We start from the raw sequence: 23,747 nt of genomic DNA on the forward strand, positions 1-23,747 counted from the left end.
GTTTTTGCAGGATCTCTCCTTAAGCGTGTGTAAAGGGGCAGGCCGGGGCGATCTTGTCTCGGCCGGATTCCGGCACTGTATCGCTTATCAGCAATGGAGCAGACAGTGAGCGAGGGCTCTGCCGGTCAACCTCCGCTCAGCCACATCATTCCCGCGACAATAAGCGCCACCACGACGACGGTTGCGATCAGGGTCTGGGTGTCGGGGGCGGGGTTTGTCCCGGGCGGCGGGCGCAACAGGGTCTCGTCCGGATCTTCCGTCGGATTCGGCTCCGCCGCCGGCTGTGGACCCTTCGGCCGGGTCAGCCGCAGGATCAGGACCAGGAACACCAGCGCCGTGATCACCGCCATCGCCGGGCCGAGGGTCACGGCGACGCCCATGGCGATGCCGCCGTCCCGGTCCGGACCGTCCATGGCGACGATGATCGGGTAACCGACCACGAAGGCGCCGATATAGCCGAGCACCGCCCCGGCAATCGCCCCCAGAATTGCCCCGATTGCGCGCATCGCTGTTTCCCCCAGGCTCAAAGGAGGGCTAACTTAGCGGCAATGGCCGTATTGGCCAATCGATGTCCGGACGCGAAACAAGGGCGGAAGCGATGAGCGGTCCCTATCTGATTTTCATCACCTTCATGGCGCTGGCCCTGCTGTTGCTGGTGGCGGCCTGGGCGCGGACACTGGTGTTCTTCCGCCACCAGTCGCCGGAAGGCGCGCTCGGCTTCGATCTGGTCGAAGGCGGGAAACTCTGGCTGCGTCTCCTGCGCCGCAACGGCTTCGGGCCGGAAGCCGAACCGCTGCGCCGCCGGGTGATCCGGCTCTATGGGCTGGCGATTGCGTTTTTCGCCTTTGCGGTGGTGCTGTTCTATGTGCTGCCGGCGGTGCCGGGGTGAGGGCTCCTACGAAGCGTCATTCCAGACAAGCGCAGCAAAGCTGCGCGCTGATCTGGAATCCAGAAATCTTTCGCACCGCAGGTGCGGCGATTTCCTAATGACAAACTATGTTCGCATGCCGTTGCATTGAAGTTTGGCTCAGGGATCAGCGTTCGGTCGAAGTGTCACCGGTTCGACAAATCCGCATGGATCGCGGCGACCTTGGCGGCGAACATGTCGAATTGCGGCCTGGAAAAATGCGCATACTGGTAGTTGCCGGCTGACTTCAGGGCAAGAACCACGAAATATTTCCCGTCGCCCGTTTCCTGCTTCAGGCTGAGCGTCACGTTCGTCGAACCGTTATTTGCCTTCGCTTCAACTTCGCTGACAAGACGGCCGGCGATCATCTGGTACAGCGCCCGGAAAAATCGCATGGTTTCATCCCCCTATCATGCGTTATGCAGAGCCGGAATCACCGCCCCGGTCGCCCGCTCTTCTTCGGCCGGCCCCGGCGCTTTTCGTCCGCCGGATCCTCATAAGACCCCGCACCGATCTTGCCGCGCACGACGGGTTTGACGTCGTCTTCCGGCTTCGCGGGCACCGGTCCCCGTGACAGAGGCACCTCCGTCCGCCCCACGGTCATCTCATCAAGTGTATTCTTCCGCACCTTGGCGCTCGGCGCGGGGAGGGCTGGTTTCGATGCCGCCTTGGCCCGATCCTTCGCCGTTTCCCGCTTCTTGCCGGATGCCCCCGCCTTCGTGCCGCCGGCGCCGAATTTGCGGTCGCCGCGGTAGCCGCCGCTGCGGTCGTCGACGGCTTCCTGGCGGGCGAGGGGATCGTCGGCCACCGCAAGTTCGGTGGCCTGCAGGCGCTTGATTTCGTCGCGCAGGCGGGCGGCGGTTTCGAAGTCGAGGTCGCTTGCCGCCTCGCGCATCTGCCGTTCCAGGTCCTCGATGTGGGCCTTGAGATTGTGGCCGACCAGCGCGCCCGCGTCCTCGGCGAAGCCGGAGTCGACGGTGACGTGGTCCTGCTCGTAGACGCTGTCGAGAATGTCGGCGATGTTGCGCTTGACCGATTCCGGGGTGATGCCGTGCTCTTCGTTATAGGCGAGCTGCTTTTCCCGGCGGCGCCCGGTCTCGGCGATGGCGCGCTCCATGGAGCCGGTCATGTTGTCGGCGTAGAGGATCACCTTGCCGTCGACGTTACGCGCCGCGCGGCCGATGGTCTGGATCAGCGAGGTTTCGGAGCGCAGGAAGCCCTCCTTGTCCGCGTCGAGAATGGCGACCAGCGCGCATTCGGGAATGTCCAGGCCTTCGCGCAGCAGGTTGATGCCGACCAGAACGTCGAAGGCGCCGAGACGCAGGTCGCGGATGATCTCGATCCGCTCCAGCGTGTCGATGTCGGAGTGCATGTAGCGCACGCGCACGCCGTTCTCGTGCAGGTATTCGGTCAGGTCCTCGGCCATGCGCTTGGTGAGCGTGGTCACCAGCGTGCGGTAGCCCTTCTGCGCCACCTCGCGAACTTCGCCGAGCAGGTCGTCGACCTGGGACGAGGCGGGGCGGATGTCGATCGGCGGGTCGACCAGGCCGGTCGGACGGATGACCTGTTCGGCGAAGACGCCGCCGGACTGGTCCATCTCCCAGGAGCCCGGCGTGGCGGAGACGCAGACGGTCTGCGGCCGCATGGCGTTCCATTCCTCGAAGCGCAGCGGACGGTTGTCCATGCACGACGGCAGGCGGAAGCCGTATTCGGCCAGCGTCGCCTTGCGGCGGAAGTCGCCCCGGTACATGCCGCCGATCTGGGGAATGGTGACGTGGCTTTCATCGGCGAAGACCAGCGCGTTGTCGGGCAGGTATTCGAACAGGGTGGGGGGCGGTTCGCCCGGCGCGCGGCCGGTGAGGTAGCGGGAATAGTTCTCGATGCCGGCGCAGGAGCCGGTGGCCTCCAGCATTTCCAGGTCGAAGCGGGTGCGCTGTTCCAGCCGCTGGGCCTCCAGCAGGCGGCCGTGAGCGTTCAGCTCCTCCAGCCGCTCCTTCATCTCCTGCTTGATCGACTTGATTGCCTGGTTCAGCGTCGGCTTCGGCGTCACATAGTGGGAATTGGCGTAGACCTTGACCTGCTTCAGCTCGCCGGACTTCCTGCCGGTCAGCGGGTCGAACTCGGTGATCGACTCCACCTCGTCGCCGAACAGGGAGACGCGCCAGGCCCGGTCCTCGTAGTGGGCCGGGAACAGCTCGATGGTGTCGCCCCGGACCCGGAACGTGCCGCGCTGGAAGGCGGCGTCGTTGCGCTTGTACTGCAGGGCGACCAGATCGGCGATCAGCTGGCGCTGGTCGATGCGCTCGCCGACCTCCAGCGCGAAGGTCATGGCGGTGTAGGTTTCCACCGAGCCGATACCGTAGATGCAGGACACGGAGGCGACGATGATGACGTCGTCGCGCTCCAGCAGCGACCGGGTCGCCGAGTGGCGCATGCGGTCGATCTGCTCGTTGATCGAGCTTTCCTTCTCGATATAGGTGTCCGTGCGCGGGACGTAGGCCTCCGGCTGGTAGTAGTCGTAGTAGGAGACGAAATATTCCACCGCGTTGTCCGGGAAGAAGCTCTTGAACTCGCCGTAGAGCTGGGCCGCCAGGGTCTTGTTCGGCGCCAGGATCAGGGCCGGGCGCTGGGTGCGCTCGATCACCTGGGCCATGGTGTAGGTCTTGCCCGAGCCGGTGACGCCGAGCAGCACCTGGGTCTGCTCGTCCGCCTGGATGCCCTCCACCAGTTCCGCGATCGCCGTCGGCTGGTCGCCGGCGGGCTCGTACGCGGACTTCAGGACGATCTGCACCCCGCCTTCCGACTTGGCCGGTTTTTCCGGCCGGTGCGGGGTCCAGATCTCGCCGTTCTTGTGCAGCGGATTGCCGCTCTCGATCAGCGCCGACAGGGCCTCGACGGTCGCCGTCGCGCCCTGGTTGCCGGTCAGCTCGCCGAACTTGGAGTCCTTTTTCTTCTTCTTGTTGTCCTTGAGATGCTTTTCGAGCTTTTCCGCATCCTCCAGGGAGATGTCGAGCCCGGCGACCGGGTTGAGGCCGCCAGCCGCGCGCTCGCGGGCGGTGTCGGCCCTGCCCATGCTTGTTCCGCGCGCCGAGCGCGCCGGGGAGGAGGTGCCGCGGGCGGATTTGGTGGGTTTGGATTTTTGGGTGGCTTTTTTGTTTGCGCTCACGGAGCTTTGGTTTGCGCTCACGGACGAGCGTTCGCGTTGCTCACTGTCCTGCGCGAGCGCGGCCTGACCGGCCGGCGCGCGGTCGCGCTTGCCGGCTGCGCCGGGGTCTTTTTCCTTGCCAGCTTTGGCGGCCGGCTTCGCCGCTTCTTCCTCGATCTCCTTGGCCCAATCAGAAATGCTGCCGCTCAGGGGGGCGCCTTCGAAGGCGGCCTGGGGGGCTTCGCCGAAGCCGTCTGTTTTCGGGTCTTCGGCGGCGGTCTTTTTCGAACGGGAAGGGGACGTCTTGCTCATCCCCGCAATATGGTCCACCCGCGCGCGGGAATAAAGGGGCAGGCGGCCCTTTGCCGCCCTCTCCGTCACGGCTCCTGACACAAGGCTGTCAGGAGGATGGCAGGAGCCCCCTGGAGCCGCACCCTAGTCGACTGGTTTGTCGCCGCAGTGCAGGCGCCCGTAGGCGTCCATCAGGTCCATCAATTCGTCCTCGCGTCCAAGCGGCACGGTCAGGATGGAGATGGTTTCCGGAGAGAACGTCCAGATGCCGTCGTTGAAATAGGTTCCCGTTCCTGCGTTCAGGTAAATCTTGTCCTGGAGTTCGTTTTTCTGGCGCCGGGCAATGCTGTTCAGGCGCGCTGTAATGTCTTCCGGAAAGGCCTTCGTTTCCTCGTTCGCAATCTGATAGTCCCTGGCTTCAAGTATCAGCAGCCTTTGAAGGTACTCGGGCCGGGGCTGGTAGATAACGGAGATCTGCTGCCCCCTGGTATATCGCTCCTTGTCCGCATTTTCCGCTCGGACCTTGCACAGATCCGTTTCCAGCAGCCGGACATCGCTCTTCTTTTCAATGTAATTGTATCCGCGAAACTTCTGCTGGTGTTCATCATAGTTCAGGCGCTGAACCAGGACGCAGCCTTCGAACGTCGCGTTATGGCTGACGCCGTCGTTCTCGCCTCGTGACAGAAGAGCCGACAAACGGCTTTCCAGGTCTTCCCGTGAAAAATCCTGCGCTTCATCACGTGTTTCCTTGCAGGGCAGAGCCTCCTGCCCGCCTGCAAGAGACGCGGATGAGCCAATGGTCGGGATGGCGAGGGATATGGCGACGGTGAAAGCGATGCGTGATGCGACGTGCTGAAAATTTCTAAGGGAATGCATGGAAAATGGATCTGCCTGCCGGAGCTTTGATATAGGGAATCAATAGTTGGGGCGGGAAGGCTGCGCAACCTCTTCGGACGGGACCAGGGCCTGACCGGCTTCAGGGCGTTACACTGACGGCAGCGCCGCCGTTGCCGACCGAACCCCGGATGGGAAGGGGAGCGGATCAGCGTTTCGGAGCGACCAGGGAGAACATGGCGCCCTGCGGGTCGAGGCAATTGACGATCCAGCTGCCGCCGGGCACCTCGTGCGGACCGTTGACTACCTGTCCACCTGCGCCCTTGACCCGGTCGGCGGCGGCATCGATGGCCTCCACGTTGACGTAATAATTCCAGAAGGGAGCGGGCATGTGTTCCATGCGGGTCATGATGCCGCCGATCCCCGGACCTCCGAGCTTGAAGGTCTGGTAAGTGCCCATCTGCCCCATATCGACGGTCCTATCCGGCTGCCAGCCGAACCGTTTCGAATAGAAGGCGAACGCTTCCTTGCCGTCGTCGGCATAAAGCTCGTTCCAGCCGAAGGTGCCCGGCGTGCCCGGCTCCGGCATGGGCGGCATCGGGCCTTCGGGCATCACCGGTTTGAACAGGCTGATCGCCGCGCCATGGAGATCCGCCACCACCGCGAAGCGGCCGATGTCGGGAATGTCGGCCGGCCCGGTGAGAACCGAACCGCCGTTGTCCGCGAATTCCCGGGCCTTGGCGTCCACATCGTCCACAGCCACATAGCCGGACCAACTCGGGGGTGTATTGCCGTTGCAGTTTTCGGGCATAAGTTTGACCATCCCGGCCACGCCCATGTCGAATCCGGGAACCTGGAACAGGATGTAGTCGACGCCGGGGACGCCGGAGTCCTTCGCCTGCCAGCCAGTCACTTTGGTGTAGAATTTTGCGGCCGCGGCCGGATCGCTGGTCGTCAGCTCATGCCAGATGAAATTCCCCTGCATCATTCCTTTTTCCCCTTCTGGGTAACTTGCCAGGTTTTCTGGCCGGATTTGCCAACTTGACTAAAAAGGTTGATATCAACATATATGGGCCATGTCAAACGAATCGGACGTTCCTTATTCCAGTACCATCCATGTCCGCGACACCTGCCTGTGCCTTCATGCGCAGCGGGCCGCGCGGACGCTTGCCCGCCGTTTCGACGACGCGCTGAGGCCGCTCGGGTTCACGAACCAGCAATTCTCCCTGATGATGTCCCTCAATCGGCCCGAGCCGCCGTCCATGCGGCCGGTCGCCCAGTTGCTGGCCATGGACCGGACGACGCTGACGGCTGCGCTGAAGCCGCTGGAAAAACGGGGATGGGTGTCCGTGGAGCCGGATCCACAGGACCGGCGCGGCAGGCGCCTGCTTCTGACGGCAGAAGGCAGGGCCGCCCTGGCATCGGCGCTGCCGGTCTGGACGAAGCTGCACGCGGATATCGAGGCCGAACTGGACACGGATCTCGACACGTTGCGGAAAGGCCTGGTCGAATTGAGCGGATAGGCGCGGACCGGGCGCCAATCCAGTCAGGCTCGCCAAAGGCGAAGCCGGATCACGCCGTCTTGCGCTTGCCCTTGCCGGCTTCTGCCGCGCCCTTCTCGCGGGCGGCGATGTCCGCTCGAACCAGGTCTTCGACGAAAACCGCCATGTTCCGGCCGGTTTCCTTGGCGTGGTAGAGCGACTGGTCGGCGAGGCACAGGACCAGGGAGGCAGTGTCGCCGTTTTTCGGGGCGATTGCCCAGCCGATGCTGACGCCGATATGGGCCATCCCACCGGCAACGGGGATCGGCTTTGAGGCCTCCTCGATGATCGTATCGCACAGCCAGCGCAGATGGCTCTCCTCCACATTTCTGGTGATCAGCGCCAGGAACTCGTCGCCGCCGGTACGGGCCACGATCCCCGACCCGGAAATGGCTTCCTTCAGCCGGCGGGCGACGTTGCGGATCACCATGTCGCCGGCTTCGTGGCCGTAGGTGTCGTTGACCTGCTTGAAGCGGTCGAGGTCGATGGCGAGCACCGCGCAGGGGGTTGTCTCGCAATTGTCCATCGCCGCATCCAGCAGATCGCCGAAATAGGTGCGGTTGCCCAGTCCGGTCAGCGCGTCGTGCAGGGCGAGGTAGCGGTTGCGCGCCTCGCTGTCTTCCAGTGCCTTGGACTTTTCCGCCAGCTTGCGGGCGGAGACGTAGCCGATGAGGAGGAAGGCGAGAATGATGGCGGTCGCGATCGGGCCGATGGCGTAGCGGATCGCCGTGCCGGGCGCCGCGCTGATCCATTCGAAATAGCCGATCGGGGCATCGTTGTTGACGGTTACCGGCACATTGGCGGCCGTGGATACCGGGCTGGAGGAATAACGGAAATCGTCGAGTAGGAAGGTCTGGCTGACATTGGCGAGCAGCCTGGTTTCGATCAGCCGCACCGACAGCAGGACGCCGGGAGGGCCGTCGGGCAGGGTCAGGGCATCGGTTTCGGGAACGATGGCCATCGCGCTGACCAGCGCCGGCTTCCCCGCAATTTCCCGGACGTCCGTAGCATAGATCGGGGCGAGTACGCCTTTTTCGACATAGCGGACGCGGAAACCGTTCGCGGCGGGCCGGCGTACGGAGAAATAGCCCTGGCGCGCCTGGGTCACCAGGTCGCGGGCCGCCAGCAGAACTTCACGGCCGCCCGACGCGGGCACGACCTCGTCTTCGGCGGCGACCATCATCAGGTCGTTGTCCGGGCCGATCACAAGCGTCCAGTCATGATCGAAGTCGAGCCAGGTCTGGGCGGCGATTGCGTCCGCGAGGGACTTGCCGATGCGCCCGCTCTCGACCTCTTTCACGGTCCGGTCGTTCACGGCGAGGAAAGTCTGGTCGCGGGCGAGCAGGTCCAACTGATGCTTCAGGGCTTCGTTGACCAGCGCCTTTTCATGGGCCAGCGCCAGGTCGTCGGCGCTCCGGGTCGTGGTCGCCAATAGATAGGCCATGGCGACGATGCCACCGGCCAGCAAGACTGAGACAACCAGATAGACGAAATGGCGCAGCCGGAAACGGGAAGACTTTCCGCCCGGATCGAACGGTTCCATGTCCTCCGGTTTGGTCAGCCGGGTCTGACGATACATCTGCGGGCGCTCCCCTCGCGAAATCCTGCGGAGCACGCCACCTTGCCGCCGCCCCCGCGGCGTTGAAAGCAGATCTCGTGCCCAACTCTTGGCCGGCATTGTGCGGCATGGGAGTGAAACAATCCTGAGCAAACGTGGGAAACCCGCGGAATTCAGCGGGTTGGGTTAATGAAGGATGAGGGGAAGGCTGGGAATTTTAAGCAAGTGTCGGGATAACACGGCGAGCGTGCCATGAAGCAATCGCGATGCGCCTCATGATACGCCCGGCTTACAGCTGTCAACGGAAACTCTTCGGCCGATCCGACCGTGGCTGGCGTCAGGTACTTTCCGTGTGCTTGATGAAAGAGGTCCGCCAACTTTCCGAAAGTTCGGGACACCGGGACAGGAAATCGACAGCTTCTTTTGGCGGGCTCTTGCTGAAGCGCGCGGCAATGACGCGTGCAAGCGGCCAGTCCGGATGCAGACGCTGCGTCACCCTGATCTCGTCGCCGGGTGCCAACACCCCCTCTTCGAGTACGCGGTAGTACCAACCGGTCTTTCCGGTTTCACGGAAAGCCAGAACAATTTCCGCAATACCGGTGTGCGCTCCCAGTTTCCAGCACGGCTGGCGCCCCTGGCACACCTGCACGGTTACGGTTCCCGCCTTGAGAATATCTCCAAGGTGCAGATTTCCTTCGTGCAGCCCCATGGTCGAAATGTTTTCCCCAAAGCAACCGGGAACGAATTTATCGGCGGCCTCAGGAAAACGCGTCCGCCAGAATGCAAGGTTGTCGCCGGCGTAGTGATGGATCGCCTTCTCCGGTCCGCCATGGACTTTTAGGTCTGCCTGGGCATCTTCGAAGAAACCTTCCGGACCAGCCTCCAGCGGGCGCTGAACCGCTGTCTTTGCAATCGCGCTTTCCGGCTTGTCGGGCCATAACTTCTCGGGCCGCCCGACAAACAGACTATCCACAACTCCGGTTGGCAATGTTTCGGTCATGCGGAAACCCTTTCGTGTTCATGGCAGATCTGAATGATCTCGGCCGGCAGGAGATCGATCTCAAGCAGCCGGCAATAGCCGCCGCTTTTTCGTTGAGAGTGGTATTTGCAGGTTCTGCACATGCCAAAGGAACGGCCGCCTCGTTGCGTCAGCACGCCATGCAGAAGACGTTCCAGCAGGTCCGTTAGCAACCCGGCCTCCCGGTCCGTGAGATCCGCCAGCGTGCTCGCCTTCCGGTTGGCGGACAGGTGCGCACGGCCTTGCGGAGTCACCTCATAGGATATCGAACGTTTGTCCGCTTCCGACCTGACTTCTTCCACCAAGCCTTTTCGCGAAAGCGATTTCAACGTTTGAGACACAGTGCCGCGCGTCGAAGCGAGGTAGTCGGCCACTTGCGATGGCGAACGGGAAAAACGGTTCGCCCGCCCGAGGTAGTCAAGGGCGGCACGTTGCGAGGGATTGAGATCGTCCCGCCAGCTTTCGGCGGCACGCAGGCGCGCAATTCGGTCGAGAAGATCGGACAGGCGAAGTTTCTGATCATCGGTCATGATGCATAATAGCGAGTCGAAACATTTCTTGCAATAATATCGAGTCGCTACTATTAATGCGTTCCGTCCAACTCTCAGCGAAAGGAACGCGACAATGAAATCCCACCTGATAATCGCGGCCGCGATCGTCGGCCTCTCCTCCACCGCGCACGCGGATTCCGACCACGCCCTTCACCAGCATGGTGCAGTTGTCTCCGAAACCGACACCGCCAAAACCGCCTCGTTCGATATTCTTGCGGCTCATGTGCATCGCGACGGGCGCAGGATCACCTTTCACATGACAACCAGCGGCACGGCCGGTGCAGACACTCCCGCTGCTGCCGGCCAACTGGGCGGCGCGCCGGTCTTCGCCTATGTCTGGCCGACGTCGCTGGACCCCTCGATGGTAGGCTTTGAAGAAAAAACCGGTATCCTGGCGCTTGCCGCGACCAGTCACCCGGATTTCGACGACACGCCGCTCTACGACGAGGACGGCGACGGGGACCCGACGAATGATGGCTTGAAGTGGCATTCCCACTGGGTGGTCTTGATGCCGACGGAGGTCTGCGGTCAGGGCGCGCTAGGCGTGCGCGACATTCCCGATGGCGAAACGCCTGCAATGCCGGCGACCTGGCCAGGCCTTCCGATCTTCATTGACAGTCCGGGGTTCACACCGTTGTTCGATGGGCCGGAAGTGACGGTGAACGTCTCTCTCGCCACTCCGGATGCCATTGTCGGTACTGCCTATGACGGCGTAACCTCAGCGCTCAAAGTCAATGCGAACATCCACGCCCCTCTCCTCTGCGTAACCGATGTTTTCGACGTTGCTTCGGGCGACCTCAGCCTTCCCGGCAAGGTTGAGTAAAGGTGGTGGGGGGAGTTCACCCCCCACCAATCCCTACCCGCGTAAGATGGATTGAAATGGTGCGGCAGCCATATCGTAAACCATGGAAGCTTGTCGCATGCATGGAACACCTCCGCTTGTTCTGATCGATGGCGGCGGCATCAGGCGCGCGCGCTATTTCGGTTGGCTGCCGGACAGGCAGGTTGCTTACTAAATGAGCCGGTGTATCAGTTCGGGCACTGAGGCGGTGCTGGCGACCAAGCCGGCGGAAACCGATGGAAAACGCAGCGAAAACGGCTGTCCTGTCGACGCAGTATGATCGGTACGGCTCTTTCGGCCGCAATCCACTTTCCGGTCGTCCGCGTTCTTATGTCAGCTCGGTTACGATCAAGGAGCGTCGCTTTCGGTGAACCTTCAAGGACACCATCGGGTGATGCTACCGGACATATCGTGATGCTGTGAGCGTGTTTTTTTATGCCTTTGTCTCGTGTATTGCAGCAGTAGATCGTGTTCAGTGAATGACACCTTCATAATTTGTAACTAGGCAGTTTATGATCAGGGAGTCCCCCATGCGCGTTGAAAGTGACAGTCTCGGCGAGATCGAAGTTCCGAACGACAAGTACTGGGGTGCGCAAACGCAGCGGTCCCTGAAGTATTTCTCGATCGGCACCGATCTGATGCCGATCGAGATCATCCACGCCTACGGCTTTTTGAAGCGGGCGGCGGCGGAGGTGAATGCGGAGCTGGGTCTTCTGCCGGATGACAAGTGCGAGCTGATCGTGGCTGCGGCCGAGGAGGTCGACCGGGGCGAGCTGGACGCGCATTTTCCCCTCCATGTGTGGATGACCGGCAGCGGCACCCAGACGAACATGAACGTCAACGAGGTGATCGCCAACCGGGCGATCGAGATGGCCGGCGGAAAGATGGGGTCGAAAGATCCGATCCATCCGAACGATCACGTCAACATGTCCCAGTCGTCCAACGATACGTTCCCGAGCGCGATGAACATGGCGGCGGCGATCCACACGAACAGGCGGCTGTTGCCGGGCGTGCGCAAGCTGCGCGACGCTCTGGACGTCAAGGCGAAGACCTGGGAGCGGATCATCAAGATCGGCCGTACCCACATGCAGGACGCGACGCCGCTGACGCTCGGTCAGGAATTCTCAGGCTATGTCCGGATGCTCGACGAGGGCATCGCCCGTATCGAATATGCGCTGAAGGACGTCTGTTTCCTGGCGCTGGGCGGCACGGCGGTCGGCACCGGCATCAACGCGCCGGCGGGTTTTGCCGAACAGGCGGCGGAGCGGATCGCTGTTCTGACCGGGTTGCCGTTTGAGACGGCGCCGAACAAGTTCGCCGTCCAGGGCGCCCATGATGCGCTGGTGATGCTGCACGGCGCGTTCAAGGCGCTGGCCGGATCGCTCTACAAGATCGCGAACGACATCCGCCTGTTGTCCTGCGGTCCCCGCTGCGGCTTCAACGAACTTGTCATACCGGCGAACGAGCCGGGTTCGTCGATCATGCCCGGCAAGGTCAATCCGACCCAGTGCGAGGCGCTGGCGATGATTGCGGTGCAGGTGATGGGCAATGACGTCACGGTGGGACTGAGCGGGGCCGGCGGTTTGCTGGAGATGAATGTCTACAAACCGGTGATGATCAACGCGGTGCTGCAGTCGATTCGCATCCTTGGCGACGGCGCGGCGAATTTCGCGGAGTTCCTGGTGGAGGGGACGGAGCCGAACGAGGCGCAGCTCGCCCGCTTTGTGGAAAATTCCCTGATGCTGGTGACGGCGCTCAGCCCGGTCATCGGCTACGACAAGGCGAGCCACGCCGCCCATCACGCCTACGAGCACGATCTCAGCCTCAGGCAGGCCTGCCTCGATCTGGGCTATGTGAACGAGGTGGAGTTCGACCGGATCGTCGACCCGGTCAAGATGGTGCACCCGGGCCTTTAGGAAAAGGCAATGCCCGGCCCCTTTCGAGGGGCCGGGCGAAACGCGTCAATTCTCGACTTCGATGTTGGTCACGACGAGTGTGCCGTTGTCGGCTTGTTCATAGGTGAGCATCACGACATCACCGATATTCAATCCTTCCGGGTCGATGGTGTCCGGCAGGACATAGACCGTGTCATCGTCCAGGACGATGGATTTTGCGTCCGGATCGATCTCCACGATGGTGCCCGAGCCTTCGTCGGCGAAGGCGTGCGAGAGGGGCAGGGCGACCGTTACGGCCAGGACGGCCACCAGGCGTTTGAACATGCGCATTCCAGGATCTCCAAAGAGAGCCCCGACGGCGAGGACGAGCCGGCCTCATGGCGCGGCAATCCGTATCCTCGGGACCTGCCGGGGGTATCGGGGGTTGTTTTTTCAAAATGCGCGGAGCTGTCGCGGCCTGTCTTGCCCCGGAACTTCTGTCCGAAGAAGCAGGCGGCTTGGGTTCTTTGGATGGTCCGGATTCCGGGTTATCCCAAAAGGACTTACGCAGGACGCGTGTCATTCCGCAGCCACGATATGAGCGCCCGCATTGCGGCGGATTTTGGGCTGGGAGAACGCCGTACGAAAATATTCTTCCCGAAGGCGCGGCGGCACCAAGTCGCCGCGATTTTTCGGCTGTTTCAGGACCGCAAAGCCGGTACCCACTTTTGCTCTAAGCGGCCGCCACGTCCTTGAGGAAGGTCTCGATCCTCTGGGTCAGGGCGTCGAGCTGTCTTGTGGCTTCGTCGGTCACCTGTTCGACCTGCTGCGCCGACTGGCTGGTTTCGCCCGACCCCTGCGACACGATCCGGATGTTGTCCGTGACGTGGGCGGTGCGTTCCGCCGCCACGCTGATGCTGGTGGAGATCTCCGCAGTAGCGGTCGACTGCTGTTCCACCGAACTCGCCATGGCGGCAGCGGTCTGATTGACGGCCTCCATCATGTCCATGATGCCGGTAATCGCCTGGACCGCGGCATTGGTCGACTGCTGGATGTCGGAGATATGGGTGGAGATTTCGTCCGTTGCCTTGGCTGTTTGACCGGCCAGGGACTTGACCTCGGAGGCGACGACGGCAAAGCCCTTGCCGGCTTCGCCGGCGCGGGCCGCCTCGATGGTTGCGTTGAGGGCGAGCAGGTTCGTCTGTTCCGCGATTTCCTGGATGAGCGATACCACATCGCCGATGCGCTCGGCCGCTTGCGAGAGACCGCGAACCTGTTCGGTGGAGGTTCGGGTTGCCCCCGTGGCTTCTTCCACCCGCCCGAGCGTGTCAGTCACCTGACGGCCGACTTCCTGAACGGAGGCGGTCAGTTCCTCCGTCGCGGCCGCGACGGTCTGCACGTTGTCCGTCGCATCGCGTGAGGCCTGGGATACCTCCTCGCTCTTGCCGCTGGTGTTGGTGGCGATCCCTGTCAGGAGTTCCGCTGTGGCTTCCAGTTGCTGCATGTTTTCCGAGACGGCCGACAGGGCGGTTTCGATATCCTGCCGGAAAGCGGCGACCAGCCGATCCACTTTCTGCTGACGGTGTTGGGCAGCGCTTGCATGTGTGCGTTGTTCTTCCTCGAGGCGGTGGCGTTCGCGCTCCCGGTCGCAGAATGTTCCAATGGCACGGGCCATGTCGCCGATTTCGTCGCGCCGGTGTTCCGCCGGGATATCCAGATCGGTCTGCCCGTCCTGCAGGTGGCGCATGGCGGCCGTCAGGCGCCGGAGCGGGGTCATGATCGTACGGGACAGCATGATGGCAAGCAGGGCGCTGATTGCCAGCGCGAGGCCAAGTGCCGCGACGATTTCGATTTTGGCGCCTTGCCCGGAGGCGACAGCCTGTGTCCCGGACTGCTCGCTGATCCTGCGCGCGGCATCGGTCAGGTTGGCGACCGTGTTCGAAAAGGCGTTGTCCGCCCTATCCAAAGCTTCCGTCGCCGTCATGACCTTGGCAAAAGTCTCGGGCACGTTGGCCGTTGCCGCCTGCGCTTCGTTAATTAGGGCCGCAACGGAGCCGTTCAGCACTTCCAGAACATCCTTGTCGCCGGTCTCCGAAGCGGTCTTGGTCCGGGTTTCGGCCATGTTCGCAGAAACCCTGGTCATGTCGTCGAGAATGCCCTGGAGCACGGTTGCGGCATTGTCGGAGGGCTGTTTCAGGTAATCGGCATAGGTGCTGCGGATGCTGACGGCGCCACGGGCCAGCGTCTGGGTATTGGTCGACAGGCGTGCGATGGCGGCATTCACGGTTTCGAACGCGCGCAGTTCCGCCTTCATGTCCGAAATCGGTGTCTTGACCGCGGTCTGCAGGTCGCCGATCAGCCCGGACAGGGCATCCACGGACGGTGTGACGTCGACAGCGCCGGGGGAATTGACGTCCTTTGCCAGGATCTTGGTCTGTTTGAGAAGATCTTTCACCAGATCCTTGACACTGTCGAGCTTGACGGCCCTGCGAACGGCCTTGGCGTCCTTCTCCAGATCCTTGATCTGTTTGACAGCGTCCTTGGCAAGCTTCTCGTTCGATTGTTCAGCCAGCCCGGCGGCGGCTTTTCCGATCAGAACGACGGCAACGCGCATGTCGCTGATCCGCGATTCCACACCTGACAGGTTCTGCAACTTGCCTTCATTGACCAGAGTGGTCGCGACCCGCTGGCTTGCCAGAGCTTCGATCTGCCCGAAGGCGGTGTTGGTCGTCGCCAGCAGGCCGGTGGTCATGTCGTTGAGGGTCTGAACGGCGCTATCACGATCCTGGCGGGCGGCGGCAAGCGTTTCGAACGCGCCGTCCAGTTGCCGGGTGATCGCGGTGAGTTCGTTCGCTTCGTCGGGGCGCTCGGCGGCAAGCCTGTCGGCCCGGCCGGTGATGGACATGATTTCGGCGCGGACCGCATTGGAGGCTTCTTCCGTGCCGGACTGACCGAAGTCGCCCAGATGGCGCAGCAGGCCGGGCACATTGCCCATAATTCCGCTGGCTTCGTTGGCAACAGATACGGTTCGTTGCACCTGCCCGGCGGCAATGAGGCCGCTGGCACCGACGCCGACCGCACACAGCAGCATGACACCCAGCCCGCCCATGAACTGGGTCTTTACGGAAAGCTGCGGCAGCCGGATGCGTTTCTTGTCTGAAGAGGTCGCAGAACCGGATGCTACCGGCTCATCGGGTCCGGTCGAACGATTGAACAGCACTGTCACACCCCGCTGAAGATGCCCATGACGATACCTCCCGCCATTTTTATCGGGCAAAAACTCTAAGGAAGTGCAAAGGAGCGAGTGGTTGAGCTTCTTGCAACTCTGAAATTCTGCTTGTTCTTTATGCGGCGCCTAACGGTTCACCAATGTCACAAGCTGCCGTTGGGAATATTTCCGCCTGAAATCGGCCGGCGCATTTGGGATGGCTGGCTTCCTTCAGCCACCTGTGACGCGAAAAAGCGAAAATCGGGTCTTGACCTGGAGTGCACTCCAGCACCTAGGGTCTGTCAAATCGTCCTGTTCGGAGAATGTCCATGTTGATCGGTGATCTTGCGGAAAAGTCGGGGCTCAGCGTCGATACGCTACGCTACTACGAAAAGATCGGGCTGATCCCGAAGGCACCGCGCGATGGCGGTGGCCGCCGGGTCTATGACGCCACGATGCTGCGCTGGATCGATTTTCTGGATCGTTTGAAGGCGACCGGCATGGGGATCAAGGACCGGCTTCGGTATGCGAAGCTGCGCGGCAAGGGGGCGACCTCGCTCACGCCGCGGCGGCAGATGCTGGAAGGCCACCGGAAAAAGGTGGCAGCCGACATTGCCCGGCTTACCGACATGCTGGGCGTTCTGGACGACAAGATCGACCTCTACCGGAAGATGGAAGCGGGCGAACCCGTCGATCCGTCTTTCGAAAACTGCGCCCGGACCGGACACGGCGCGCAGTGACCTTCAAAGGATTGGCGCATGAGCACTGCACTGGAACGCGGCCGCGAGCTGACACAGAAATTGAATCCGGATCTTGAACGGATCCTCGACGATCGTTACGGCGCGCTGCTTCCGGATTTCGCCGAAGGCCTGATCGAGTGGGCCTATGGCCGGCACTATGCAAGGCCCGGACTGGATCTGAAGACCCGGCAGTTGTGCACGATTGCGGCGCTGACGGCGCTGGGCGGCCAGACCGGTCCGCAATTGAAAATCAACATCGAGCACACGCTCGCGGCAGGCGCAAGCCGGACCGAGATCGTTGAGGCGATCTGGCAGATGGCCGTCTATGGCGGCCTGCCGGCGGCGATCAACGGGCTGAATGCGGCAATGGACGTGTTTGCCGCAGACGACAATGCGGCTACGTGATCATTCGTCTTCGGCGTCGTGGCCAGTCGACATATATTTCGAAACGTAGGTCTTTTCGCCGATCCGCTCGAGGAGGTCGAGCTGCAGTTCCAGCCAGGACATGTGGCCTTCCTCATCGAGGACAATCTTTTCGAAAAGGGTTCGCGAGCCGATGTCGCCGGCGGCCGCGGCCTCCTGTGAGGCTTTGGTGTAAAAGCTGATCGCATCCTTTTCGTCGGAGAGATCGGCTTCGAACATGTCCTTCAGCGTCTGGGCGCGTTCCGGCTGTTTTGCGAATTTCAGTTCCGGCGAGCCTTTCAGGAACATGATCCGGGCCATGAATTCGTCGGAATGGCCGAGTTCCTCCTGCATTTCCTCGCGCATCTGGGCTGCCAGCTTGTCCATGCCCCAGTCTTCGAGCACATGCGCGTGCAGCTGGTATTGATGTGCCGCGCTGAGTTCCATGGAAACGGCTGTCTGCAGGTTGGCCAATGTTTTCTTGCGGTCACTCATAATCGAATCCTTAAAGTTGACTATTTGATGCAACATATAGAGTCGGACGCGCACTTCCACATTGATATGGATCGTGCAGGGGGGTCATTTCCCCCATATCGGGTTCGCGGTGTTGGGCGGAGCGCGGCATCGCACGAAGCGCTCCGCCCTTGGCGCGGCCCCGTCCGCCGCGCTGTCAGGGAGGTCCGGACGGGCTGGACCACGTGCCTAGTGCGGTGGATTTGAAATACGCCTCATTTCCAAAGCGGATGCCGGCGCGTATTTCAAATCCGAAAATCGCATTAGAAACATATACTTGCTAGTCACCCCTTTGAATCTGAAGTTCGTTTGGAGTGCGCTGAGAAATGAGACGAACTTCAGATTCGGGTGACTAGGATCAGAGGGACTTCTTGGAGAAGTACCAGTCCACGTAGTTGTAGCCTTCGCTGGCGCGCGCTTCTGCGCCTTCTGCGGTTGCCGGCGGTGGAACGATAACATCTTCACCCGGTTGCCAGCCTTCCGGGGTTGCCACCTTGTTGACATCCGAAGTCTGGAGTGCGGTGACCAGGCGCAGGAATTCCGGAATCGAACGGCCATTCGTCATCGGGTAGTAGACCATGGCGCGCAGAACGCCTTCCGGATCGATGACGAAGGTGGCCCGCACCGCGGAGGTGTCGGACGCGCCGGGCTGGATCATGCCATAGGCCTTGGCCACGTCCATGGACAGGTCGGCGATGATCGGGAAGGGGATCTCGACGCCGAACTTCTCCTTGATGTTGCGCATCCAGGCGATGTGGGCGTAGTGGCTGTCGATGGACAGGCCCAGCAGCTCGCAGTTCAGCTTCTTGAAGTCCGGCGCGGCCTTGGCGAAGGCCATGAACTCGGTGGTGCACACAGGCGTGAAGTCGGCCGGATGCGAGAACAGGATCAGCCATTTGCCCTTGTAGTTGCTGAGGCTGATGTCGCCATGCGTGGTCGGGGCGGTGAAGGCTGGCGCCGGCTTGTTCAGCTGCGGCATGGCCGGGCGGGCGATGATGTCGTTTTCCATCTTGGTCTCCTTGGGTTGGTAATTTCGTTATCGTGAAAATAGGTGGTTGCGATTGAATAGTGAAACGGATTAGTTTGATCTCAGTAATCGGTTATTTCGATAAGTCGGATGGTTCTGCCAGTGGTCCTACCCAGTCTCCGCCAGCTTGAATTCCTTGTAGCGCTCGCCGATGAGCAGCATTTCGGCCGCGCCGCCGAAAAATGCCATGCCAGCCAGTCGACCTTGAGTGCCGGGCTGAAAGAACTGGAAGCGACGCTGAAGGTCGCCGTCGCCGAACGCACGCGCCGGTCCGTTACCCTGACGCCCGTCGGCAAGGAACTGGCGGGCCGGGCTCGTCGCCTTTTGGCCGACGCCAAGGCGTTGGCGGATTACGCGGCCGCGAACGCGGGTGTCCTGTCCGGCGATCTCAGGCTGGGTGCGATCCCGACGCTCGCCCCCTATCTCCTGCCGCGGATCGTTCCGGAAGTCCGGCGGAACTATCCCGATCTCAAGCTTTATCTCCGGGAAGCCAAGACCGACGACCTGTTGCACAATCTGCATGCCGGGGAGGTCGACGCTGTCCTGCTGGCCCTGCCATATGAAATCGGGGATCTGGCGGTCTTTCCCTTGTTTGAAGACAATTATCAGCTGGCTATTCAGCCGGATCACCCTCTGGCCAAATGCGCCCGGCTGTCAGGCGAGGACCTCACCGGCGTACAGATGATGCTTCTGGAAAAGGGTCATTGTCTGCAAAGGCATGCGCTGTCCGCCTTTGCGCCGCTCGGCCCGCAGCAGGACCTGACCTTCGAGGCGACAAGCCTGCCGACGCTGGTTGCCATGGTGGCGGAAGGACTGGGCGCGACGCTGCTGCCGGACATCGCGATCGATGCCGGTGTCGCGGAAGGGCAGGATGTTGCACTGGTGCCCCTGGAGGGCGCGCATCCGCGACGGATCGCGCTCGTCTGGCGCAAGACGTCGCCGCGCGGAGCGGAGCTGGAACTGCTCGGAGAGGCGATCATCCGGATTCGGGATGCGCTCAAAACGCCTGGTCCAGAGCAGCGGGGTTCGTGAACAGGTCCTTGAGTATTCCGCCGCGGGCCCGGAAACCCGGTGGCGACGACTGACGCCGGCTGTCCTGGATGAGGCGGGCGAAGACAACGGTGCGCCCGTCCTTTTCCGCCCAGCCGACAAACCAGCCGAAGGGCTGTCCCCTGAGCAGCGCGCCATCGGCGCTTCGCGGCAGGCCGGCGCCGGTCTTGCCGTGGACCTGCCATCCGGCGGGCTGGCGACCGTAGTCGGTGATCTCGGCAGTATGCTGGACGGCCTCGGCACTCACCGGTAATTCGCCCCGGGTCAGTTTGCGCAGGAAGGTCACCTGTTCCACCGATGAAATCTGCAGGGAGGAACTGAGCCAGGCCGCGGTCAGACCGTTATGCTTGCCGGGATCGCCGGAGACGTCTTCATTGCCGTAATCGAAGGCCTTCACATAGGCGGCATACCGCTTGTCGCCAAGGCGCGTGGTGATCTGCTGGGAATACCAGACCACCGAATCCCGCATCCATGTCCTGGGCGAGGTCGCTTTGCGCCAATTGGGCCGCCAGTCCACATATCCCTTCTTGAAAGGCAGGACTGGCGACGAAGCGTCTTCAAGAATGCCTGCGTCATAGCCCATCAGGCTGATGGCGATCTTGAAGGTGGAGGCTGGCGACATGCGGCTTTCGCAGTCGCCCTCCTCAATCAGGCGCGCGCCGTTTTCGGCGTTGAGCACAATCGTGCACAGGGTTCGGGTTTCCGCATGCGCCGCCGTCATGCAGGAGCCGAGCAGAATTCCGAAGGAGAAAAGCAGGATTTTCATTGAGCCGGCCGGTCCTCTCACGCGTCTGGTCCGATCCTTAAGGAGAAAGGCCTTAAATTGCAGCAAATGATGATGACTTAGAGCATCGGGCGATAACTTTGAACCATTTGACCAGCGCGCTTTTGTCTACTGACAAGGCGGGTCGCGTGCCGTGGTGTTTCCCACCACAAGCGCGAGCCAACGCAGTCAGCGGGCAAAAGAGCCCGGCCCTTCGGGTGTCAGAAAGCAGCCCATCGGCTGCGTTGCGCCGCTTGCACGATGCACCGCATCGCGCCGCGCGACGCGCCTGGCCTAATGAACTGCTTTCAGACATCAAATGGCTCAAAGTTATCGCCCGATGCTCTAACGATCCGAATGACCGAGATCCATTTCCGGCCAGACAAGGTCGCGGACGCGCTGCTTGAGAACCTTGGCCTCGGGGAATCCGCCATCGACCGTCCGGTCCCAGACGGTCTTGCCGTCGCAGGCGATGACGAAGGTTCCGCCTGTTCCCGGGATCAGGGTCAGGGAGCCGACTTCTTCGGAAAACGTCGACAGTATTTCCTGTGCCATCCAGGCAGAGCGGAGCAGCCAGCCGCATTGGCGGCAATAGGTAATGGTGATATGCGGGGAAGGCAGGTCTTGCATGGGTTCCGTCCGGATGAAGCGGTAAGGTGAGGGGCCTTGAACAGGCTCGAAGAGAAAAGTTGAGTAATTAGTGCCACAAAAGAGATCCCGTCCGCCAGCCTCGGATTCGACTTTTCCTGCATCGGGTTACGAGGAGGGTGCGCAAGCGGTCGTATCTGCCGCGCTGCGACAGTATCCGGACCTGCGGCAGGCCGTCGGTACGGTGCAGTCCGTTTCCCGGTTGAACGGTCTGACGAACCGGGTCTATCGGGTTACGACACCGGACGGCGATTTCGTGCTCCGGCTGCCTCGGGCGGAAAATGCCGGGCTGATCGACCGGGACGCGGAAGCCCATAATCTTCTGCTTGCCTGCGAACACGGGCTTGCGCCGCCGGCGGTCATTCTTGATCCGGGCTCCGGTATTTTGCTCACCCGTGCGATCGGGCATGGAACGTCGCCGCAATCGGTCAGGCCGGCCGCGCTGGGCCGGCTCGTTGCCGATCTGCATTCGGCACCGTTCAGGTTTCGGGGCGTGCTCGACCCGGACAGGCTGATTGTCGAGCAGCGCGTAAATCTGGAAGGTCGTCCCGCCCTTCTTGCCTCTTTCAATCCGTTGGCCGACGTGCTGGAGCGGCTCGGGTCTGCGGCGGGTTTCGGTGCGCCTGTGCCGAGCCATGGCGACCTGTCCCCCGGAAACGTCCTTTTCGGAGCTGACGGCCCGGTCCTGATCGACTGGGAGTATTCGGCCATGGCCGTCCCCGCCTGGGATCTCGCCTATGCGATCCTGGAGCATGAATTCGACGCGGGTGAAGAGCGGGATTTCCTGGCGGCTTATGCGCAGAACAGAAACGCGATGACCGACCTGCATCGGGAGATCCTCAAGATGAAGATCCGCTGTGACGCGGTTTCCATGCTTTGGGCACTCGGTCAGGCAACGAAAGGCAACAACTCCACCGACTTCGAAGCTTTCGCCCGGGCCAGACTGGAACGGGCGCTGGGCACCTATTCGAAACTCAGCGGTTAGGCGTTTGGATGCTGTCGGCGGGGAAGCTGCAGGCGTTGTAGTGGTTGTTCATGTCCTGCAGCAGCGCCGGATCTTCCGGGTTGGTCAGCAGCGGCTCCCAGAGACCGTCTTCCTTCAAGGTGTTCAAGGTGCAGGCGCAGATGGCTTTGCATTGCGCTTCAGATCCGCCGGTCAGGACGCAACGCTCGACGCAGCTCTCCTGAAAGCCAAGCGCGATCCGATCGGGGGCGAGGCCTGCAGCGGCCAGCGACCAAACCAGTCCGTAAAGCATCGGCTGGTGCAGCAGATAGATAGCCAGCGACCTGCGGCCGCAAAAGCGGATCAGGCGGCCCGGCCATGAGGCCAGGCGCAGGGAACGAAGCGCTTCGAGAAGAGCAGGCATTCCAGGCGTCTTGAAGACTGCGACCCCGAGCAGTACGGCGGCTGCCCAAGGCGCCAGCGGAACATAATCGACAGAACCGGAAGCCGGTGTCCCCAGTCCTGTCCATAAATAGAGGTCGCCGTCGAAGACCGGGCTGCTTGCCCATTGGGGTAACGTGTAAACGGCAACCGCCGCGGCATAGGCAAACAGGGCCGGCAGGCGCACGAACGGCAGGGCGATCAGGCTGCCGGCCGCGATCGAATGAAGGATACCGAATCTTACGAAGATGCCGGAAAAGGCGAAATAGGTGGCCGCGGAAACGCCAAGCGCCGCGGCAACGATGACGGCCTCCCGTTTCCAGAAGGCCTTCCAGCGGATGCCTTGGCCGTGGGCCAGGACGAGGCCGGCACCGGCCAGGAACAGAAAGGAGCCGGCGATCGCGCCGGAGAAAATCCGCCAGCCCGGCCCTTCAGAGACCGGCCAGTCGACGAAGCCGAACCAGGAAAGATCCCAGGACAGATGATAGGCGATCATCGCCAGGATCGCGAACCCTCGCAGGGCATCGATCACCGGGATGCGCGACCTGCTCATAGGCTGCGCCGTGAGGCGATGGTAGAGCCGGATCTAGCTTCCGAAGGCAAGCAGCATGGAACAGACCACCGCCGCCAGTGCGACGATACCGCCGACAAGGGGCCACGGAGACGGTTTGTGAACGGTGAAGGTGTCACTTTCCGAATGGTCCTGGAACATTGCCTGAAAGCTCCTTGCTCCTGATTGTCGCTGAATGACAGCCTGCAGGACCAAAGAAGTTTCGTGAAGTTGGTAAATGAACAGTAAACCGGGTTTTCCAAAAGAACCTTCCGGGAAAGCGCTGTACCAGTGGAAAACCGCCGGTCAGAGATCAAGCGCGTCGAGGCCGTTTTCCAGATAATCCGGCAGAAGCGGCATGCCGATCAGGTAAGCGGCTGTCGGTCCGACAGCGCGTTCGCGGGCCTCTTCCACGGCCTGTTCGAAATCTTCCGCGTCGAAATCGCCGCGGCCGATCCAGGCAATGGCAACCAGCTCGGCGGCTTCATCGACATTGAGATCGTCGATCAGTTCGCGCAGCTCTTCGTCGGAGAGGTCGTCGTTTTCCTCTTCCGCAAGGCCGTCATGGCTATGGGTGTCCGACAGGGTTTCCTCGTCAAACTCGATGTCCCCTTCATGACCGTCTTCGAAGGTGTCTTCGAGGGCGGACGAAACGGCACGGGCCTTCTGGGCCAGAAGGCGGATTGTGTCCGCGGACAGGGTCAAATTGACGTCCATGGCAGGCTCCCAATTGCTTTTGATTTCTTTATGGTTCGGGTCACGCTGCTTCGCAATGATTTTGTACGTCGATCCTATTGGCCTGCACGCAAGAGGGCGTCGGGGCCCGGCGGACAATCCGCTGTTTCGATCGCCGGAATTACGCCGATCGAGTACCTCGTTCCGGCTGTACCCGCTCTGGGCTC

At 61.9% G+C, this 23,747-nt stretch carries 25 protein-coding genes; 8 read left to right on the top strand and 17 right to left on the bottom strand.

Features of this window, described 5'->3' with window-relative positions; genetic code table 11:
• Nucleotides 1-125: 125 nt before the first annotated feature.
• The gene (locus tag ACN0SO_RS08805) at nt 126-506 is read right to left on the bottom strand and encodes a hypothetical protein (protein ID WP_417676666.1); all 381 of its coding nucleotides are present in this window, start codon (nt 504-506) and stop codon (nt 126-128) included.
• 92 nt (nt 507-598) lie between these two features.
• Here ACN0SO_RS08805 and ACN0SO_RS08810 point away from each other — a divergent pair, with 92 nt between their 5' ends.
• Nucleotides 599-889: a hypothetical protein gene (locus tag ACN0SO_RS08810; protein WP_417676668.1), complete on the top strand. Its 291-nt coding sequence runs from the start codon at nt 599-601 to the stop codon at nt 887-889.
• Nucleotides 890-1,053: 164 nt separating this feature from the next.
• Here the strand turns inward: ACN0SO_RS08810 and ACN0SO_RS08815 are convergent, their stop codons facing one another.
• The 4 genes from ACN0SO_RS08815 to ACN0SO_RS08830 form a co-directional block, all read right to left on the bottom strand.
• Nucleotides 1,054-1,302, bottom strand: a complete 249-nt coding sequence (locus ACN0SO_RS08815; protein WP_417676670.1) for a hypothetical protein — start codon at nt 1,300-1,302, stop codon at nt 1,054-1,056.
• Between the two features lie 38 nt (nt 1,303-1,340).
• On the bottom strand, nt 1,341-4,364 hold the full coding sequence (gene uvrB, locus ACN0SO_RS08820) for an excinuclease ABC subunit UvrB (protein WP_417677468.1): 3,024 nt from the start codon (nt 4,362-4,364) through the stop codon (nt 1,341-1,343).
• A gap of 123 nt (nt 4,365-4,487) precedes the next feature.
• Nucleotides 4,488-5,219: a hypothetical protein gene (locus tag ACN0SO_RS08825; RefSeq protein WP_417676672.1), complete on the bottom strand. Its 732-nt coding sequence runs from the start codon at nt 5,217-5,219 to the stop codon at nt 4,488-4,490.
• Nucleotides 5,220-5,385: 166 nt separating this feature from the next.
• The gene (locus tag ACN0SO_RS08830; RefSeq protein WP_417677470.1) at nt 5,386-6,162 is read right to left on the bottom strand and encodes a VOC family protein; all 777 of its coding nucleotides are present in this window, start codon (nt 6,160-6,162) and stop codon (nt 5,386-5,388) included.
• Between the two features lie 91 nt (nt 6,163-6,253).
• On the opposite strand from ACN0SO_RS08830, the gene ACN0SO_RS08835 reads away from it, so the two are divergent.
• Complete coding sequence (locus ACN0SO_RS08835) at nt 6,254-6,700, top strand: MarR family winged helix-turn-helix transcriptional regulator (protein WP_417676674.1); 447 nt, start codon at nt 6,254-6,256, stop codon at nt 6,698-6,700.
• Between the two features lie 49 nt (nt 6,701-6,749).
• On the opposite strand, the gene ACN0SO_RS08840 is transcribed toward ACN0SO_RS08835, so the two are convergent.
• From ACN0SO_RS08840 to ACN0SO_RS08850, 3 genes are all read right to left on the bottom strand, one after another.
• Nucleotides 6,750-8,297 carry a diguanylate cyclase domain-containing protein gene (locus tag ACN0SO_RS08840; protein ID WP_417676676.1) on the bottom strand — a complete coding sequence of 516 codons (1,548 nt, stop codon included), beginning with the start codon at nt 8,295-8,297 and terminating at the stop codon, nt 6,750-6,752.
• Between the two features lie 316 nt (nt 8,298-8,613).
• Nucleotides 8,614-9,276 carry an MOSC domain-containing protein gene (locus ACN0SO_RS08845; protein ID WP_417676678.1) on the bottom strand — a complete coding sequence of 221 codons (663 nt, stop codon included), beginning with the start codon at nt 9,274-9,276 and terminating at the stop codon, nt 8,614-8,616.
• Entirely contained in the window at nt 9,273-9,824 is a 552-nt protein-coding gene (locus tag ACN0SO_RS08850) for a MarR family winged helix-turn-helix transcriptional regulator (RefSeq protein ID WP_417676680.1), read from the bottom strand. Before ACN0SO_RS08850 ends, ACN0SO_RS08845 begins: the two co-directional genes overlap by 4 nt.
• A 94-nt stretch (nt 9,825-9,918) precedes the next feature.
• On the opposite strand from ACN0SO_RS08850, the gene ACN0SO_RS08855 reads away from it, so the two are divergent.
• Together ACN0SO_RS08855 and fumC are read left to right on the top strand one after the other, a co-directional pair.
• Nucleotides 9,919-10,668, top strand: coding sequence for a hypothetical protein (locus ACN0SO_RS08855; RefSeq protein ID WP_417676682.1), 750 nt, complete (start codon nt 9,919-9,921; stop codon nt 10,666-10,668).
• Between the two features lie 548 nt (nt 10,669-11,216).
• Nucleotides 11,217-12,602, top strand: coding sequence for a class II fumarate hydratase (fumC, locus tag ACN0SO_RS08860; RefSeq protein WP_417676684.1), 1,386 nt, complete (start codon nt 11,217-11,219; stop codon nt 12,600-12,602).
• A 45-nt stretch (nt 12,603-12,647) separates the two neighbouring features.
• Here the strand turns inward: fumC and ACN0SO_RS08865 are convergent, their stop codons facing one another.
• On the bottom strand, nt 12,648-12,911 hold the full coding sequence (locus ACN0SO_RS08865; RefSeq protein WP_417676686.1) for a DUF1344 domain-containing protein: 264 nt from the start codon (nt 12,909-12,911) through the stop codon (nt 12,648-12,650).
• Nucleotides 12,912-13,293: 382 nt separating this feature from the next.
• On the bottom strand, nt 13,294-15,780 hold the full coding sequence (locus tag ACN0SO_RS08870) for a methyl-accepting chemotaxis protein (protein ID WP_417676688.1): 2,487 nt from the start codon (nt 15,778-15,780) through the stop codon (nt 13,294-13,296).
• A 317-nt stretch (nt 15,781-16,097) separates the two neighbouring features.
• On the opposite strand from ACN0SO_RS08870, the gene ACN0SO_RS08875 reads away from it, so the two are divergent.
• Complete coding sequence (locus tag ACN0SO_RS08875) at nt 16,098-16,508, top strand: MerR family transcriptional regulator (RefSeq protein WP_417676690.1); 411 nt, start codon at nt 16,098-16,100, stop codon at nt 16,506-16,508.
• 18 nt (nt 16,509-16,526) lie between these two features.
• Nucleotides 16,527-16,913 (top strand): carboxymuconolactone decarboxylase family protein, encoded by a 387-nt coding sequence (locus tag ACN0SO_RS08880; protein ID WP_417676692.1) that lies wholly within the window; start codon nt 16,527-16,529, stop codon nt 16,911-16,913.
• On the opposite strand, the gene ACN0SO_RS08885 is transcribed toward ACN0SO_RS08880, so the two are convergent.
• Nucleotides 16,914-17,405, bottom strand: coding sequence for a bacterioferritin (locus ACN0SO_RS08885; RefSeq protein ID WP_417676694.1), 492 nt, complete (start codon nt 17,403-17,405; stop codon nt 16,914-16,916).
• A 376-nt stretch (nt 17,406-17,781) separates the two neighbouring features.
• On the bottom strand, nt 17,782-18,432 hold the full coding sequence (locus ACN0SO_RS08890) for a peroxiredoxin (protein WP_417676696.1): 651 nt from the start codon (nt 18,430-18,432) through the stop codon (nt 17,782-17,784).
• 120 nt (nt 18,433-18,552) lie between these two features.
• On the opposite strand from ACN0SO_RS08890, the gene ACN0SO_RS08895 reads away from it, so the two are divergent.
• Entirely contained in the window at nt 18,553-19,482 is a 930-nt protein-coding gene (locus ACN0SO_RS08895) for a hydrogen peroxide-inducible genes activator (RefSeq protein ID WP_417676698.1), read from the top strand.
• Here ACN0SO_RS08895 and blaOXA read toward each other — a convergent pair.
• Both blaOXA and ACN0SO_RS08905 read right to left on the bottom strand, forming a co-directional pair.
• A complete protein-coding gene (gene blaOXA, locus ACN0SO_RS08900; RefSeq protein WP_417676700.1) occupies nt 19,448-20,266 on the bottom strand; it encodes a class D beta-lactamase in 819 nt (272 codons plus the stop codon). The genes ACN0SO_RS08895 and blaOXA overlap by 35 nt on opposite strands.
• Nucleotides 20,267-20,608: 342 nt before the next feature.
• Nucleotides 20,609-20,893, bottom strand: coding sequence for a SelT/SelW/SelH family protein (locus ACN0SO_RS08905; protein WP_417676702.1), 285 nt, complete (start codon nt 20,891-20,893; stop codon nt 20,609-20,611).
• A gap of 70 nt (nt 20,894-20,963) precedes the next feature.
• Between ACN0SO_RS08905 and ACN0SO_RS08910 the strand changes: the two genes are divergently transcribed.
• Nucleotides 20,964-21,896: a phosphotransferase gene (locus ACN0SO_RS08910; protein ID WP_417676704.1), complete on the top strand. Its 933-nt coding sequence runs from the start codon at nt 20,964-20,966 to the stop codon at nt 21,894-21,896.
• On the opposite strand, the gene ACN0SO_RS08915 is transcribed toward ACN0SO_RS08910, so the two are convergent.
• From ACN0SO_RS08915 to ACN0SO_RS08925, 3 genes are all read right to left on the bottom strand, one after another.
• Complete coding sequence (locus ACN0SO_RS08915; protein ID WP_417676706.1) at nt 21,886-22,848, bottom strand: heparan-alpha-glucosaminide N-acetyltransferase; 963 nt, start codon at nt 22,846-22,848, stop codon at nt 21,886-21,888. The genes ACN0SO_RS08910 and ACN0SO_RS08915 overlap by 11 nt on opposite strands.
• A gap of 33 nt (nt 22,849-22,881) precedes the next feature.
• Complete coding sequence (locus ACN0SO_RS08920; protein ID WP_417676708.1) at nt 22,882-23,007, bottom strand: hypothetical protein; 126 nt, start codon at nt 23,005-23,007, stop codon at nt 22,882-22,884.
• 144 nt (nt 23,008-23,151) lie between these two features.
• Nucleotides 23,152-23,562, bottom strand: coding sequence for a DUF3775 domain-containing protein (locus ACN0SO_RS08925; RefSeq protein ID WP_417676710.1), 411 nt, complete (start codon nt 23,560-23,562; stop codon nt 23,152-23,154).
• Between the last annotated feature and the right edge of the window lie 185 nt (nt 23,563-23,747).

The sequence above is a fragment of the Roseibium sp. genome (genome assembly GCF_048260565.1).
Taxonomy (GTDB): Bacteria; Pseudomonadota; Alphaproteobacteria; order Rhizobiales; family Stappiaceae; genus Roseibium.

Coding starts and splice junctions, on each gene's coding strand:
- ACN0SO_RS08880 (WP_417676692.1), top strand. CDS start 16,527: ATGAGCACTGCACTGGAACGCGGCCGCGAGCTGACACAGAAATTGAAT.
- ACN0SO_RS08850 (WP_417676680.1), bottom strand. CDS start 9,824: ATGACCGATGATCAGAAACTTCGCCTGTCCGATCTTCTCGACCGAATT.
- ACN0SO_RS08845 (WP_417676678.1), bottom strand. CDS start 9,276: ATGACCGAAACATTGCCAACCGGAGTTGTGGATAGTCTGTTTGTCGGG.
- ACN0SO_RS08915 (WP_417676706.1), bottom strand. CDS start 22,848: ATGAGCAGGTCGCGCATCCCGGTGATCGATGCCCTGCGAGGGTTCGCG.
- ACN0SO_RS08815 (WP_417676670.1), bottom strand. CDS start 1,302: ATGCGATTTTTCCGGGCGCTGTACCAGATGATCGCCGGCCGTCTTGTC.
- ACN0SO_RS08825 (WP_417676672.1), bottom strand. CDS start 5,219: ATGCATTCCCTTAGAAATTTTCAGCACGTCGCATCACGCATCGCTTTC.
- ACN0SO_RS08835 (WP_417676674.1), top strand. CDS start 6,254: ATGTCAAACGAATCGGACGTTCCTTATTCCAGTACCATCCATGTCCGC.
- ACN0SO_RS08855 (WP_417676682.1), top strand. CDS start 9,919: ATGAAATCCCACCTGATAATCGCGGCCGCGATCGTCGGCCTCTCCTCC.
- ACN0SO_RS08840 (WP_417676676.1), bottom strand. CDS start 8,297: ATGTATCGTCAGACCCGGCTGACCAAACCGGAGGACATGGAACCGTTC.
- ACN0SO_RS08885 (WP_417676694.1), bottom strand. CDS start 17,405: ATGAGTGACCGCAAGAAAACATTGGCCAACCTGCAGACAGCCGTTTCC.
- fumC (WP_417676684.1), top strand. CDS start 11,217: ATGCGCGTTGAAAGTGACAGTCTCGGCGAGATCGAAGTTCCGAACGAC.
- ACN0SO_RS08920 (WP_417676708.1), bottom strand. CDS start 23,007: ATGTTCCAGGACCATTCGGAAAGTGACACCTTCACCGTTCACAAACCG.
- ACN0SO_RS08905 (WP_417676702.1), bottom strand. CDS start 20,893: ATGCAAGACCTGCCTTCCCCGCATATCACCATTACCTATTGCCGCCAA.
- ACN0SO_RS08865 (WP_417676686.1), bottom strand. CDS start 12,911: ATGCGCATGTTCAAACGCCTGGTGGCCGTCCTGGCCGTAACGGTCGCC.
- ACN0SO_RS08890 (WP_417676696.1), bottom strand. CDS start 18,432: ATGGAAAACGACATCATCGCCCGCCCGGCCATGCCGCAGCTGAACAAG.
- ACN0SO_RS08830 (WP_417677470.1), bottom strand. CDS start 6,162: ATGCAGGGGAATTTCATCTGGCATGAGCTGACGACCAGCGATCCGGCC.
- ACN0SO_RS08805 (WP_417676666.1), bottom strand. CDS start 506: ATGCGCGCAATCGGGGCAATTCTGGGGGCGATTGCCGGGGCGGTGCTC.
- ACN0SO_RS08875 (WP_417676690.1), top strand. CDS start 16,098: ATGTTGATCGGTGATCTTGCGGAAAAGTCGGGGCTCAGCGTCGATACG.
- uvrB (WP_417677468.1), bottom strand. CDS start 4,364: ATGAGCAAGACGTCCCCTTCCCGTTCGAAAAAGACCGCCGCCGAAGAC.
- blaOXA (WP_417676700.1), bottom strand. CDS start 20,266: ATGAAAATCCTGCTTTTCTCCTTCGGAATTCTGCTCGGCTCCTGCATG.
- ACN0SO_RS08810 (WP_417676668.1), top strand. CDS start 599: ATGAGCGGTCCCTATCTGATTTTCATCACCTTCATGGCGCTGGCCCTG.
- ACN0SO_RS08925 (WP_417676710.1), bottom strand. CDS start 23,562: ATGGACGTCAATTTGACCCTGTCCGCGGACACAATCCGCCTTCTGGCC.